This window comes from Streptomyces sp. NPDC006335 (assembly GCF_040612795.1).
Lineage (GTDB): Bacteria > Actinomycetota > Actinomycetes > Streptomycetales > Streptomycetaceae > Streptomyces.
This window is the reverse complement of record NZ_JBEXQX010000001.1, coordinates 93,856-107,689: the sequence shown is the minus strand read 5'-3', so window position 1 is coordinate 107,689 and position 13,834 is coordinate 93,856. Positions and strand designations below refer to the sequence as shown.

Below are 13,834 nucleotides of genomic sequence, written 5' to 3'. Positions count from 1 at the left end.
GAGGGAGTCTCCGCAGCCGTCCGACCTGGAGAGAGCCGTAGACATGCGCGTCGAGATCTGGAGCGACATCGCCTGCCCCTGGTGCTACGTGGGCAAGGCCCGCTTCGAGAAGGCGCTGGAGGCCTTCCCGCACCGCGACGGTGTCGAGGTGGTCCACCGGTCCTTCGAGCTGGACCCGGGCCGGGCCAAGGGCGACGTCGAGCCCGTTCTCGCGATGCTCAGCAAGAAGTACGGCATGAGCGAGGCCCAGGCCCAGGCCGGCGAGGAGAACCTCGGCGCCCAGGCCGCCGCCGAGGGCCTCGCCTACCGCACCCGCGACCGCGACCACGGCAACACCTTCGACCTGCACCGTCTCCTCCACTTCGCCAAGGAGCACGGCAGGCAGGACGAGCTCGTCCAGATCTTCTACCGGGCCAACTTCGCCGAGGAGCGGTCCCTGTTCACCGAGGGCGACGACCGCCTCGTGGAGCTCGCCGTCGAGGCCGGTCTCGACGCCGACGAGGTCCGCAAGGTCCTCGCCGACCCGACGGCCTACGCCGAGGACGTCCGCGCCGACGAGCGCGAGGCCGCCGAGCTCGGCGCGAACGGCGTGCCCTTCTTCGTCCTGGACCGCACGTACGGCGTCTCCGGCGCCCAGCCCGCCGAGGTCTTCACCCAGGCCCTCACCCAGGCCTGGGGCAACCGCTCCCCGCTCCAGCTGATCGACCAGGGCGACGCCGGCGCGGAGGCCTGCGGCCCCGACGGGTGCGCCGTACCCCAGCAGGGCTGACTCCGCAGGTCGGGGCGGACGTATAAGCGTTCCTTGGCGAAACCACGTAGAAATTCGCAATGGACCGATAGGTCTCCCGGCCTCACAGTGGAGGCATGGAGACCTTCGAGAGCCTCGTCCGTGCCGAGTTCGCCCCGAAGAACACCTTCCTCAACACCGCGAGCAGCGGCCTGCTCCCCGCCCGCACCGTGACCGCCCTCCAGGAGGCGGCGCTGATCCGGGCGGAGGGCAGGCCGCTGGACCCGCTGTTCGAGGACGTGGAGGCGGCCCGCGCCGCGTTCGCGAGGCTCGCCGGCGTCCCGGTCGCCCGGGTCGCGGCCGGCGCGTCCGTGTCCACCCACTCCGGCCTCGTCGCCGCCTCGCTGCCCCCGGGTGCCGAAGTCCTCACCGCCGAGGACGACTTCACCTCCGTGGTGAACCCCTTCCACACCCGCGGTGACCTCAAGGTGCGCATCGTGCCGCTGGAGCGGCTCGCCGAATCCGTCCGCCCCGGCACCGCCCTCGTCGCGGTCAGCGCCGCCCAGTCCGCCGACGGCCGGATCGCCGACCTGCCCGCCCTGCGCGCGGCGGCCCGGGAACACGGCGCCCGCACCTACGTCGACTTCTCGCAGGCCGCGGGCTGGCTCCCGGTGGACGCCGAGTCGTACGACTACACCGTCTCGACCACCTTCAAGTGGCTGCTCGGCCCGCACGGCGCCGCCTTCCTCGTCGTGCCGGAGGACTTCGGGGACCTGAAGCCGGTGCTGGCAGGCTGGGTCGCGGGAGAGATCCCGTGGGACAGCTGCTACGGTCCCGTCGCCGAACTGGCCCACTCCGCCCGGCGGTTCGACGTCAGCCCGGCCCTGTTCACCTACACCGGCACCCGCCGCTCCCTCGAACTCCTGGAGGAAATCGGCGTGGACGCCGTGCGCGCCCATGACCTCGCCCTCGCCGACCGCTTCCGCGCCGGACTCGCCGGCCTCGGCCACCAGCCCCTGCCGGCTCCCGGCTCGGCGATCGTGTCCGTGCCCGGACTCGGCGGCCGGCAGCCGGAGTTGAGCGCGGTGGGCATCGAGGTGTCCAACCGGGCCGGCAACCTGCGCGCCTCCTTCCATCTCTACAACACGGCGGCCGATGTCGACCGGCTTCTGGACGCCCTGTCCGCCTGAACCGCTGGCGCCGCGCCGCCCGGAACGCTAGGAAGGGGCACCAAGGGGTGGTGGTGCCGTGGAGTCCGCGGAGGGGACGACGTCCGTGCAGCGATCCGCGGACGCGGAGCTGCACCGGCGGCTCGTGTACGGCGACGAGTCCGCGCTGGCCGAGGCGTACGGGGCGTACGGCGGGCTGGTGCGGGCCGTCGCGCTGCGCGTGACCCGCAGCCCGGCCGCGGCCGAGGACGTCGCGCAGGAGGTCTTCGCGCAGCTGTGGAGCAGGCCGTACGCCTTCGACGCGGGCCGGGGCAGCCTGCGCACCTGGCTGTCGTTGCTGGCCCACCGGCGGGCCGTGGACTGGGTGCGCGGCGAGGCCCGGCACCGCAAGGACGTCCGCGCCGACGACCTGGCGCTGCACGGCATCCCGGACACCTCTCCCGGCCCCGCCGAGGCGGTCGTCGACCGGGAGCGCTCCCTCCTGTTGCACACCGCCCTCGCCGAACTCCCGCAGCCCCAGCGGGAGGTGGTGCACCTCGCCTACTTCGCGGGCCGCACCTACCGGCAGGCCGCCGTCGAGCTCGGCATCCCCGAGGGCACCGCGAAGACCCGGCTGCGCACCGCCCTGCGCACCTTGGCGGATACCTTGGCAGATCCGCCCGACCCGCCCGACCCGGCGCGGGAGAAGGGCGCATGATGGCGGCAGGGGAACACCGGGAAGGGGGCGAGCGGTGACCGATCACGACGACGTGCGCGCCCTGCTGGCCGCCTGGGCCTTCGGCGCCCTGGAACCGGCCGAGGGGCGGCTGGTCCCACCGCACCTGGCCGCGTGCGAGAGCTGCGCGGCCGAGGCGGAACGGCTGCGCGCGACCGTACGACTGCTGGACGGGCCGCCGCTGGACGAGCCGTCGTCCCCGCGCGACCCGCTCCTGATCCGTGCCCTCCGCGCCCGCCCCGCGCCGCCCCCGGTGGCCGGGCACGCCGCTCCCTATGCGGCCGCGGTCGCGGGGCTCGGGGCGCTGCTGCCCGAGCTGGAGGGGCGCTGGTCCACCCCCGTCGTCCACGACTGGGACGTGCACGCCACGCTCGCCCATTTGCTGGCCGCCGACGAACACCTGGCCCTGCGGCTCGGGATCGACGCCCGGGTGCCGGGCGCGCGGATCGACGCGGACGCCATCTGGACGGACGCCTGGGAGCGGCGTACCGCCGAGGTGATCGCCCACGAACACGGCCGTACGCCCGGCCGGACCGTCGCCGACTGGTCCGCGCAGGCGGCCGACCTGCTCGGCACCCCGTACGCCCGCGACCCCGAACTCGCCGCCGGCACCACGCTGTCGATGGGCATCCGGCTGCCCGTCACCGAGCACTTCCTGGTGCGGGCCTTCGAGACGTGGATCCACACCGACGACATCGGGCGCGCCCTGGGCCTTTCCGTACCGCCGCCGCCCGAGGAGCACCTGGGGCGGCTGGTCGGGCTGGCCGTCCGCATCCTCGGCGGGGCCCTCGGGGCCGGGGCGCAGCCGGTGCTGTTCGCGGTCCGGGGCGGCGAGCGGTGGGTCCTGGGTTCGCGGAGCGACCCCGTGGCCGCCGAACTCACCCTGGACGCCGTGGACTTCTGCCTGCTCGTCGGCGGCCGGTACGCGCCGGACACCGTGCCCCGGACAACGACGGGCGACGCGGCCGCCGTACGGAACGTACTGGAGCGGGCCGCGTCGCTGTCGTGGCTGTGAGATCAGCTCACCGGGTCACTTCACCGGGGTGAAGTCCCTCGCGCCGATGAACTCAGGTCGCCGGATCGGAGCCGCGAACGGCTCCACGGCCTGGTTCTCCACGCTGTTGAACACGATGAAAACGTTGCTGCGCGGGAACGGCGTGATGTTGTCGCCGGAGCCGTGCATGGCGTTGCAGTCGAACCAGGTCGCCGAACCGGCCTTGCCGGTGAACAGCTTGATGCCGTACTCCGAGGCCATCGCGGTCAGCGCCTCGTCCGAGGGCGTGCCCGCGTCCTGCATCTGCAGCGACTTCTTGTAGTTGTCCTTCGGGGTGGCCCCCGCGCACCCGAGGAAGGTGCGGTGCGACCCCGGCATGATCATGAGGCCGCCGTTGGTGTCGTAGTTCTCGGTCAGCGCGATCGAGACGGACACCGTGCGCATGTTGGGCAGGCCGTCCTCGGCGTGCCAGGTCTCGAAGTCGGAGTGCCAGTAGAAGCCGCTGGCCCCGAAACCGGGCTTGACGTTGATCCGCGACTGGTGGACGTACACGTCCGAGCCGAGGATCTGGCGGGCCCGGCCGACGACCCGCTCGTCGCGCACCAGGTTCGCGAACACCTCGCTGATCCTGTGCACCTCGAAGACCGAGCGGATCTCCTTGGACTTCGGCTCGATGATCGAGCGCTCGTCCGCGCGGATCTCCGGGTCGGTGACGAGCCGCTCCAACTCGCGCTGGTAGACAGGGACTTCGTCGGGCCCGATGAGCTGGTCGACGGCGAGGAAGCCGTCGCGCTCGAAGGACTCCAGCTCGGCCGTGGCGATCGGTCCCGGCGCGCCGGGCGCCGACCAGACGACCGGGTCCTTGCGGGGGACGGACACCTCGGTGGTGCCGCGGCTGGGGTAGAGATCGGTGACGGTGGTGGTCATGGGTGCGGTCACACCTCCTCGGACTCGGGTTCGGTGAGCAGCGGGTACACGCCGTTCTCGTCGTGGTCCTCCCGGCCGGTCACGGGCGGGTTGAACACACAGATGCAGCGGAAGTCCTCCTTGACCCGCAGTGTGTGCCGCTCGTGACCGTCCAGGAGGTACATGGTCCCCGGCGTGATCGAGTGCGTCTGCCCGCTCTCGTGGTCGGTCAGCTCGGCCTCGCCCTCGACGCAGACGACGGCCTCGATGTGGTTCGCGTACCACATCGACGTCTCCGTACCCGCGTACAGGATCGTCTCGTGCAGCGAGAAGCCGACCCGCTCCTTGGCGAGCACGATGCGCTTGCTCTCCCAGGTGCCGGACGCGGCCTTCACATGCCGGTCGGTGCCTTCGATGTCCTTGAACGAACGGACGATCACGGTATTGCGATGCCTCCTAGTTGGACGGTCTGCTGAGCCGGATGCTCAGACGGTTTCCCGGACGGCGCGGGCGAGGATGCTGAGCCCCTCGTCCAGTTCGTCCGGAGTGATCGTGAGCGCCGGGAGCAGCTTCACGACCTCGCTCTCGGGGCCCGACGTCTCGATGAGCAGCCCGAGTTCGAAGGCCCGGTGCGCCACCTTCCCGGCGCGCTCCTTGTCGTGGAACTCCAGGCCCCACACCAGCCCGCGCCCGCGGTACTCCTTGATGTCGGCCAGGTTCTCCTCGGTGATGGAGATGAGCCCCTGCTCGACCTGCTCGCCGCGGCCGCGGGTCTGCTTCTCCATCGCGGAACCGTCCGCCCAGTACTGCTCCAGGGCGGCGGTGGCCGTGACGAAGGCGGGGTTGTTGCCGCGGAAGGTGCCGTTGTGCTCGCCCGGCTCCCAGATGTCCAGCTCGGGCTTGAACAGGCACAGGGACATGGGAAGGCCGTAGCCGCTGATCGACTTCGACACGGTGACGATGTCCGGCGTGATGCCCGCCTCCTCGAACGAGAAGAAGGCGCCGGTCCGGCCGCAGCCCATCTGGATGTCGTCGACGATGAGCAGCATGTCCTGTCGCTCGCACAGCGCGGCGAGCGCCTGGAGCCACTCCTTGCGGGCCACGTTGATGCCGCCCTCGCCCTGCACGGTCTCCACGATCACGGCGGCCGGCTTGTTGAGGCCGGAGCCCTGGTCCTCCAGGAGCCGCTCGAACCACAGGAAGTCCTCGACGGTGCCGTCGAAGTAGTTGTCGAACGGCATGGGGGTGCCGTGCACCAGCGGGATGCCGGCGCCGGCCCGCTTGAAGGCGTTGCCGGTGACGGCCAGCGATCCCAGGGACATGCCGTGGAAGGCGTTGGTGAAGGACACGATGGCCTCGCGGCCCTTGACCTTCCGGGCCAGCTTGAGCGCCGACTCCACGGCGTTGGTGCCCGTCGGGCCCGGGAACATGACCTTGTACGGCAGGTCGCGCGGGCGCAGCACCAGGTCCTGGAAGGTCTGGAGGAAGGCGCGCTTGGCGGTGGTCGACATGTCGAGGCCGTGCGTGACGCCGTCGCGCTCCAGATAGTCGATCAACGCCCGTTTCAGCACGGGGTTGTTGTGGCCGTAGTTCAGTGAACCGGCGCCGGCGAAGAAGTCCAGGTACGCGTGGCCGTCCTCGTCGTACATGCGGCTGCCCTGCGCGCGGTCGAAGACGGTGGGCCAGCCGCGGCAGTAGCTGCGCACCTCGGATTCGAGGGTCTCGAAGACGCTGAGGTCGGGCTGGGTGATGGTCACGACGAATCGCTCCTCGGGGTGCGTGGGGGGTCAGGCGGAGAGGGTGGGGGAACCGGGGGAGAGGGGCCCGATGCGGTAGAGGACCTCGGGGTCGTGCGGCCCGTCGGGGAACAGGCCGGTGTCGAACAGCACCTCGCGCTCCAGGCGGGCGCCACGGCGTTCGGCGAACGACGTGAACAGCCGCTCGGAGGCGGTGTTGCCCGGCGTGATGGTGGTCTCGACGGTGCTCAGCCCGCGCTCGGCGGCGAGCCGCGCGGTCAGTCCGTCGAGCAGGGCGGCGGCGAGCCCGCGACCGCGGTAGGCCGAGTCCACGGCCACCTGCCAGACGAGGAGGGTGTCGGGCCGGTCCGGGCGGACGTACCCGGTGACGAAGCCGATCGCCTCTCCACGGTCGTTACGTGCCACCGCCGACGTGGCGGCGAAGTCGCGACACCACAGCAGATAGCTGTACGACGAGTTCAGGTCGAGGACCTCGGAGTCGCGGGCGATCCGCCACAGTGCGGCTCCGTCCGCGACCGTCGGCCGGTCGATGTGCAGGTCTGCTTGTGCGGCAGTCATGCGAATTGAATTTACCGAGGGAAATTAAAAAATGCATCGCCGGATGGGGTTACGTACCGGCGCTCCATGTGTTATCACGCGGGCGCGCACCGACGCGCAAGAGATGACCGCTATGTACGATTACGCCCAGCAAATTTCGGGCAAATGGATCACTATGTGTAACGCGTCACAAGCATGTAACCCCCACGAGATCCCCCCGAATTCAGCCGCTTCGCGTTCGCAGAATCTTTGCGTTTAGGTCGAGAGAAAGCGGGCAGAAGAATACGGGAAGCTAAGCTCAGATAAACTCCGGAATTACTCATTGAATTATGCGCAGGTAACCCTGTCGATGCATTCAGTAAAACTCCGCACTCAGCGCCAGGCCTCGTCCGCGGCACGCAGCGCGCCCTCCACGTCCACGGTGCGGCCCTTCTCGCCCAGTGCCGCCCCCAGTGCCGCCAGGCTCGCCCGCACGGCCCCCCGCGTCGCGTCCACCCCGTAGTGGTTGACCCGGATCATCTCCTTGGCCAGCGCGCCCCCGCCCGCGGCCAGCGGCAGCGCGGGGTCGGAGGAAAGGGCCCGGGACACCAGCTCCGAAGCAGCCACGCCGGACGGCGAACGCAGCGTCGTGGCCACCGGCGCCGCCTCGCGGTCCGCATGCACATACGGCTCCAGGCCCCCGCCCAGGGCCCGCGCCCCCGCCCGGGTCGCCGCGGCGGCGGCCCGGTGCCGGCCCATCACCGCCTCCAGCCCGTCCGCCTCGATCCGCTCGACGCACGCCTCCAGCGCCAGCATCTCCAACTGCGCCGGAGCGTGCAGCAGCGCCTTGCGGCCGCCGTCGATCCAGCGCTCCTTCCAGTCGAGGAGGGAGAGGTAGGACCGGCGCGGCGCCTTCGGGTTCGCCGCCATCCGCGCCCACGCCCGCTCGCTCACCGACACCGCCGACACACCCGCCGGCCCGCCCATCGCCTTCTGCGCCCCGATCACGCACAGGTCCACACCCCACGCGTCCGGCAGCACCGGCTCGGCCCCCACCGAGGCGACCGCGTCCAGGTAGAAGAGGGCACCCTGCCGCCGTACGACCTCCGCGATCTCCGCGACCGGGTTGGTGTTGCCGGTCGCCGCCTCCGCGTGCACCAGCGACACGAAGTCGATCGCCGGGTGCTCCTCGAAGGCCGCGGCGATCTGCTCGGCCGTCACCGCCGTGTGGAACGGCACCGCCAGGTCGATCACCGTCGCACCGCAGTCCCGCAGCCAGTCCCCGAAGGTCTGCCCGTAAGGGCCGGTGACGACGTTGAGCGCGGTCGTGCCCGGACCCGCGGTCCCCCGGATCGCCCCCTCCAGCGGCAGCAGCGCCTCGCCCTGCATGATCACGACGTCCTGCTCGGTGCGCAGCAGCCGCGCCACACGGTCCTCGATGGAGGCGAACTGCGCCGCGCCGAGTGGGGCCAGGTCCAGGAAGGGGTGCGTCACGACGGTGCTCTCTTCGCTCACTGGGGTAGACGTGAACGAGCGTAACCGTTCTCGATCATCCCCCGACGACCGGCGACTTCTTAGGCTGAACGGCCTCGCAACCATCGGTTTGGTTTGAGAGCCTCAAACCTTTCCTTATAATCTGAACCCACAGTTCCCCCACAGGAGGCCTTCCGTGAACACCCTCTCCGGGCGCCGGACCCGCGTCCTGGCCGCCACCACCGCGACGGCCGGACTCCTGCTCGTCGCCGCCTGTACCTCCAGCGACGACGGCGGCAGCGGTTCCAAGACCGCCGCGGGCGGGGTCGAACTGGTCAAGGGCGGACAGCTCACCACCTGCACCCACCTGCCGTACCCGCCGTTCCAGTCGGAGATCGACGGCAAGTACCAGGGCTTCGACGTCTCGCTCATCGACCTGGTCGCCAAGGACCTGGGCGTGAAGCAGAAGATCATCGACACTCCCTTCGAGAACTTCAAGACCGGCGCGTTCCTCAACTCCGGCGAGTGCGACCTGGCCGCGGCCGGTATGACCATCACCGACGAGCGCAAGAAGAACGTCGACTTCTCGGACCCCTACTTCGACGCCACCCAGGCCCTCCTGGTCGCCAAGGGCAGCGGGATCTCCTCGCTCGCCGACGCCAAGGCGAAGAAGGTCAAGCTCGGCGCCCAGGCGCAGACCACCGGCGAGGACTACGTCAAGGCCCAGGGCTTCGACCCCGTCTCCTTCGAGTCCTCCGACGCCGTCCTCAACGGCCTGCGCTCCGGCCAGGTCAAGGCCGTCGTCATCGACTACCCGGTCGTCCAGGGCTGGCTCAAGGACAAGGCCAACGCGGACGCCTTCCAGGTCGCCGACAACATCAACACCGGTGAGCAGTACGGCTTCACGGTGAAGAAGGGCAACACCAAGCTGCGGACGGCCATCAACAAGGCGCTCTCCGACGCCAAGGCCGACGGCACCTACAAGAAGCTCTACGAGAAGTGGATCGGCCCGTACGACGAGTCGGTCGCGTCTCCCGCCGCCTCATGACCGCGGCGGACACACAGCTCCAGCCCCGGAAGAAGGGCCTGACCCGACGTCAGAAGCGCAGTCTGTCGCGCGGTATCCAGTACGCCGTCTTCGTCGCCGCCGTGATCGCCTTCGCGGTCTCGGCGGACTGGGGGCGGCTGAAGAACCAGTTCGCGCAGGCGGACATCGCCGGTCAGATGTTCCCCGAGGTCATCACGCTGGCGCTGAAGAACACCGTGCTCTACACGCTGTCCGGCTTCGTCGTCGGACTCGTCCTCGGCATGGTCATCGCGCTGATGCGGCTGTCCTCGGTCGGCCCCTACCGCTGGTTCGCCGGCGTCTACATCGAGATCTTCCGCGGGCTGCCCGCGCTGCTCATCTTCATCTTCATCGGTGTGGCCGTGCCGCTCGCGTTCCCCGGCACGGAGATCGTCGGCGGCACCTACGGCAAGGTCGCCCTCGCGCTCGGCCTGGTGGCCGCCGCCTACATGGCGGAGACGATCCGCGCGGGCATCCAGGCGGTGCCCAAGGGGCAGATGGAGGCGGCCCGTTCCCTGGGCTTCTCACCGGCCCGCGCGATGGTCTCGATCATCATCCCGCAGGCGTTCCGGATCATCCTCCCGCCGCTGACCAACGAACTCGTCCTGCTCTTCAAGGACTCCTCCCTGGTGCTGTTCCTCGGCGTCACCCTGGAGGAGCGCGAACTGTCCAAGTACGGCCGCGACCTGGCCAGTACGACCGCCAACTCCACGCCCATCCTCGTCGCAGGGCTGTGTTACCTGCTGGTGACGATCCCGCTCGGGTTCGTGGTCCGCCGTATGGAGGCCAAGGCCCAGGAGGCCGTGAAATGACCGTTGAGGCGAGCCGGCCGGAGATCGAAGTTCGCGGTCTGCACAAGTCGTTCGGCAGCAACGAGGTCCTCAAGGGCATCGACCTCGCGATCGGCCAGGGCGAGGTCGTCTGTGTGATCGGCCCCTCGGGCTCGGGCAAGTCCACGCTGCTGCGGTGCGTGAACCTCCTGGAGGAGCCGACGAAGGGCCAGGTCTTCGTCGGCGGCACCGAACTCACCGACCCGGACGTCGACATCGACGCCGTACGCCGCCGTATCGGCATGGTCTTCCAGCAGTTCAACCTGTTCCCGCACCTCACGGTGACCGAGAACCTCACGCTGCCGCAGCGCCGGGTCCTCAGGCGGGACAAGGCGCGGGCGGCGAAGGTGGCCGCCGAGAACCTGGAGCGGGTGGGCCTCGCCGAGAAGGCGGACGCCTACCCCGCCTCCCTGTCCGGCGGCCAGCAGCAGCGCGTCGCGATCGCCCGGTCCCTGTCCATGGGCCCCGAGGTGATGCTCTTCGACGAGCCGACCTCGGCACTCGACCCCGAGCTGGTGGGTGATGTGCTGGCGGTCATGCGGATGCTGGCCCAGGAGGGCATGACGATGATGGTCGTCACCCACGAGATGACCTTCGCCCGCGAGGTCGCCGACCGGGTCGTCTTCATGGACGGCGGAGTGATCGTCGAGGACGGCACCCCGGCCCAGGTCATCGGCAACCCCAGCCACGACCGCACCCGCCACTTCCTCTCCCGCCTCCTCGACCCGGCGATGGCCGACGTGGAGGAGGACGGCGCCGGGAAGGACACGGGAAAGGACACCTGACAGGACACCGACAGGAGCCTTGAAAGGGACGTACGTTCCCCTGTCGCGCAGAGCCGACAACCGCCATCATTCGGGCATGACGACTCTCGACGACACGGGCGGCTTCGCAGCGGGCGGCACCCTGCCCCCGCTGCCGGAGGACTGGGAGCGCTGCCTGGCCGTGGCCGCGCACCCGGACGACATCGAGTACGGGACGGCGTCCGCGGTGGCCCGCTGGACGACCCAGGGCAAGCAGGTCGCGTATCTGCTGGTCACCCGAGGCGAGGCGGGCATCGACGGGCTGCACCCGGACCAGGCCGGCCCGCTGCGCGAGGCCGAGGAACGGGCGGGCGCGCGTGCGGTGGGCGTGGACACGCTGGAGTTCCTCGACCACCGCGACGGAATGATCGAGGAGGGCCCGGCCCTGCGCCGCGACATCGTGCGCGCGATCCGGCGGCACCGGCCCGAGGTCGTGGTGACGGGGGCGTACACGGTGCGCATGGTCGCCGGGGTGGTCAACCAGGCCGACCACCGCGTGGTGGGCCTGGCCGCGCTCGACGCGGCACGCGACGCCGGCAACCGCTGGATCTTCCCCGAACTCGCCGACGAGGGACTCGAACCGTGGGGCGGAGTCCGCTTCGTGGCCGTCGCCGGCACCGACCGCCCCACCCACGGCGTGGACGTCACCGGCGAGCCCCTGGAGCGGGGCATCGCCTCCCTCGCCGCACACGCCGAGTACACCAAGGGCCTCGGCGCGGGAGCCTTCGAACCCCGCCCGTTCCTGACCTGGGCGGCTCGCCGGGGCGGCCCAGCCCTCGGCGTCGAGGCGGCGGTCCTCTTCGACGTCCACCAGCTCGCCTTCGAGGGCCCACCGCCCTGGGAGCAGTGACCCCGGGCTGGCTAGGGTGCGGTCATGAGCGATCATGCGGTGCTGCACGTGAAGGGGCGGATCCTGGTCGGCCCCGAGGACGTCCGGGACGAGCTGTGGGTGGTCGACGGGCGGATCTCCTACGACCGTCCCCTCGCCGCCGGTGACGTCCGTACGGTGTCGGGCTGGGCGCTGCCGGGTCTGGTGGACGCGCACTGTCATGTGGGCCTGGGCCCGCACGGCCCGGTCGACCAGGACGTGGCCGAGAAGCAGGCGTTGACCGACCGCGAGGCCGGCACCCTCCTGATCCGCGACGCCGGATCGCCCTCCGACACCCGCTGGGTGGACGACCGCGAGGACCTCCCGAAGATCATCAGGGCCGGCCGGCACATCGCCCGCACCCGCCGCTACATCAGGAACTACGCCTGGGAGATCGAGCCCGAGGACCTCGTCACCCACGTCGCCCAGGAGGCCCGCCGGGGCGACGGCTGGGTGAAGCTGGTCGGCGACTGGATCGACCGCGAGGTGGGCGACCTGGCCCCGAGTTGGCCCCGGGAGGCGGTCGAGGCGGCCATCGCGGAGGCCCACCGCCTCGGCGCCCGGGTCACCGCGCACTGCTTCGCCGAGAACTCCTTGCAGGACCTGGTCGAGGCGGGCATCGACTGCGTCGAACACGCGACGGGCCTCACGGAGGACCTGATCCCCCTCTTCGTCGAACGCGGAGTCGCGATCGTCCCGACCCTGGTCAACATCGCGACCTTCCCGAAGCTGGCGGACGGCGGCGCGTCCAAGTTCCCCCGCTGGTCCGCCCACATGCGCCGGCTCCACGAACGCCGCTACGACACCGTCCGCGGCGCCTACGACGCCGGCATCCCGGTCTACGTCGGCACGGACGCGGGCGGCACCCTCCCGCACGGCCTGGTCGCGGCGGAGGTCGCCGAACTGGTCACGGCCGGAATCCCCCCGCTGGACGCGCTGTCGGCGACCACATGGGGAGCCCGGACGTGGCTGGGACGGCCGGGACTGGAGGAGGGCGCCACCGCGGACCTCGTGGTGTACGACCAGGACCCCCGCGCGGACGTGCGCGTGCTCGCGGCCCCGGCCCGGGTCGTGCTGAACGGCCGGGTGATGCAGTAGGCGTGCGAAGGAGGCGGAGGAGGAGGTCCCGCCCTTCGGCGCTCGCGCTGCTCGTGCCCGACGGCAGTGCCCGCAGGTCTCACCCGGATGGCGCAGTGGTCGCAACTCTGCCACCGTGAGATGGGAGGGGGGCCCTGCCGGGGGGTGAGGAGGTCCCCATGCGCGTAGCACCGCTCACCGGTGTCGTGGCCGTGGCGCTCACGGTCGCCGGTTTCCTCCTGCTCGGCGACACTCCGGGCGTCGGCGACCCCGGTCGCGAGGTGGGGTCGTACTACGACGACCACCGGGCGCAGACCGGAGTGGGCCTGTACCTCCTGATCCTCGCCGCGGTGCTGTTCGTCTTCTTCGCCGCGTACCTGGCCCGCGCGGTCCAGGACCTCCGGCCCGCCGGCGAGTGGCTGCACCGGCTGGTCCTCGCGGGCGGTGTCCTGATCGCCGTGGGCTTCCTGGTGGGCGCGGCCCTCACCCTGGCCCTGCTGGACCTCTCGGACAAGTCCTCGGCGAGCCCGCAGGCGCTCCAGGCGCTCAACGCGGTCAACGAGGACTTCTTCGTCCCGTTCGTCGGGGGGATGGGCGTGATGCTCCTGGCCGCCGGCCTGGCCACGGTCCGTGCCAACGGCTCGCCGCTGCCCCGCTGGATGAGCTGGGCCGCACTCGTCCTCGGTGTCCTGGTCTTCATCCCCTGGGTCGGGTTCTTCGCCTTCATGCTCGCCGGCGTGTGGGTGATCATCGCGAGCGTCCTCCTGGGCCGCAGCGCACGAACCTAGCCCTCTGAGAGCGTTTTCACTCCCGCACGTGCTTCGTCACCCGTCCCTGACCTGCCTCAACTCCCCTTCTCTGTCAGAAGTGTTGACCCCTGAATGAAAGCGCTTTAACTTCCTCTTCGATCTGACCCACCAGGAAGAGGGAGAG

The 13,834-nt window shown here is 70.6% G+C and carries 15 protein-coding genes; 10 read left to right on the top strand and 5 right to left on the bottom strand.

Going from position 1 to position 13,834, the window contains the following annotated elements; translation table 11 throughout:
* Nucleotides 1-43 precede the first annotated feature (43 nt).
* From ABZ098_RS00530 to ABZ098_RS00515, 4 genes are all read left to right on the top strand, one after another.
* Nucleotides 44-769: a DsbA family oxidoreductase gene (locus tag ABZ098_RS00530; RefSeq protein ID WP_356585749.1), complete on the top strand. Its 726-nt coding sequence runs from the start codon at nt 44-46 to the stop codon at nt 767-769.
* 95 nt (nt 770-864) lie between these two features.
* Nucleotides 865-1,917, top strand: coding sequence for an aminotransferase class V-fold PLP-dependent enzyme (locus tag ABZ098_RS00525; RefSeq protein WP_356585747.1), 1,053 nt, complete (start codon nt 865-867; stop codon nt 1,915-1,917).
* A gap of 58 nt (nt 1,918-1,975) precedes the next feature.
* Nucleotides 1,976-2,593, top strand: coding sequence for a sigma-70 family RNA polymerase sigma factor (locus ABZ098_RS00520; protein WP_356585745.1), 618 nt, complete (start codon nt 1,976-1,978; stop codon nt 2,591-2,593).
* Between the two features lie 34 nt (nt 2,594-2,627).
* A complete protein-coding gene (locus tag ABZ098_RS00515) occupies nt 2,628-3,626 on the top strand; it encodes a maleylpyruvate isomerase family mycothiol-dependent enzyme (RefSeq protein ID WP_356585743.1) in 999 nt (332 codons plus the stop codon).
* Nucleotides 3,627-3,641: 15 nt separating this feature from the next.
* On the opposite strand, the gene thpD is transcribed toward ABZ098_RS00515, so the two are convergent.
* The 5 genes from thpD to ABZ098_RS00490 form a co-directional block, all read right to left on the bottom strand.
* The gene (gene thpD, locus ABZ098_RS00510) at nt 3,642-4,532 is read right to left on the bottom strand and encodes an ectoine hydroxylase (protein WP_356585741.1); all 891 of its coding nucleotides are present in this window, start codon (nt 4,530-4,532) and stop codon (nt 3,642-3,644) included.
* A gap of 8 nt (nt 4,533-4,540) precedes the next feature.
* Nucleotides 4,541-4,951, bottom strand: a complete 411-nt coding sequence (locus tag ABZ098_RS00505; RefSeq protein ID WP_356585739.1) for an ectoine synthase — start codon at nt 4,949-4,951, stop codon at nt 4,541-4,543.
* Between the two features lie 45 nt (nt 4,952-4,996).
* Nucleotides 4,997-6,268: a diaminobutyrate--2-oxoglutarate transaminase gene (gene ectB, locus ABZ098_RS00500; RefSeq protein WP_356585737.1), complete on the bottom strand. Its 1,272-nt coding sequence runs from the start codon at nt 6,266-6,268 to the stop codon at nt 4,997-4,999.
* 30 nt (nt 6,269-6,298) lie between these two features.
* Nucleotides 6,299-6,826 carry a diaminobutyrate acetyltransferase gene (gene ectA / locus ABZ098_RS00495; RefSeq protein WP_356585735.1) on the bottom strand — a complete coding sequence of 176 codons (528 nt, stop codon included), beginning with the start codon at nt 6,824-6,826 and terminating at the stop codon, nt 6,299-6,301.
* A gap of 351 nt (nt 6,827-7,177) precedes the next feature.
* Nucleotides 7,178-8,278 carry an aminotransferase class V-fold PLP-dependent enzyme gene (locus ABZ098_RS00490; protein WP_356587575.1) on the bottom strand — a complete coding sequence of 367 codons (1,101 nt, stop codon included), beginning with the start codon at nt 8,276-8,278 and terminating at the stop codon, nt 7,178-7,180.
* Between the two features lie 175 nt (nt 8,279-8,453).
* Between ABZ098_RS00490 and ABZ098_RS00485 the strand changes: the two genes are divergently transcribed.
* From ABZ098_RS00485 to ABZ098_RS00460, 6 genes are all read left to right on the top strand, one after another.
* On the top strand, nt 8,454-9,305 hold the full coding sequence (locus ABZ098_RS00485; protein WP_356585733.1) for a transporter substrate-binding domain-containing protein: 852 nt from the start codon (nt 8,454-8,456) through the stop codon (nt 9,303-9,305).
* Complete coding sequence (locus tag ABZ098_RS00480) at nt 9,302-10,135, top strand: amino acid ABC transporter permease (RefSeq protein ID WP_356585731.1); 834 nt, start codon at nt 9,302-9,304, stop codon at nt 10,133-10,135. Before ABZ098_RS00485 ends, ABZ098_RS00480 begins: the two co-directional genes overlap by 4 nt.
* Nucleotides 10,132-10,938, top strand: coding sequence for an amino acid ABC transporter ATP-binding protein (locus ABZ098_RS00475; RefSeq protein ID WP_356585729.1), 807 nt, complete (start codon nt 10,132-10,134; stop codon nt 10,936-10,938). The genes ABZ098_RS00480 and ABZ098_RS00475 overlap by 4 nt, the downstream gene beginning before the upstream one ends.
* Nucleotides 10,939-11,014: 76 nt before the next feature.
* Nucleotides 11,015-11,806: a PIG-L deacetylase family protein gene (locus ABZ098_RS00470; protein ID WP_356585728.1), complete on the top strand. Its 792-nt coding sequence runs from the start codon at nt 11,015-11,017 to the stop codon at nt 11,804-11,806.
* Nucleotides 11,807-11,830: 24 nt separating this feature from the next.
* Nucleotides 11,831-12,922 carry an amidohydrolase family protein gene (locus ABZ098_RS00465; protein ID WP_356585726.1) on the top strand — a complete coding sequence of 364 codons (1,092 nt, stop codon included), beginning with the start codon at nt 11,831-11,833 and terminating at the stop codon, nt 12,920-12,922.
* A gap of 158 nt (nt 12,923-13,080) precedes the next feature.
* Nucleotides 13,081-13,689 carry a hypothetical protein gene (locus ABZ098_RS00460; protein ID WP_356585724.1) on the top strand — a complete coding sequence of 203 codons (609 nt, stop codon included), beginning with the start codon at nt 13,081-13,083 and terminating at the stop codon, nt 13,687-13,689.
* Nucleotides 13,690-13,834: the final 145 nt, after the last annotated feature.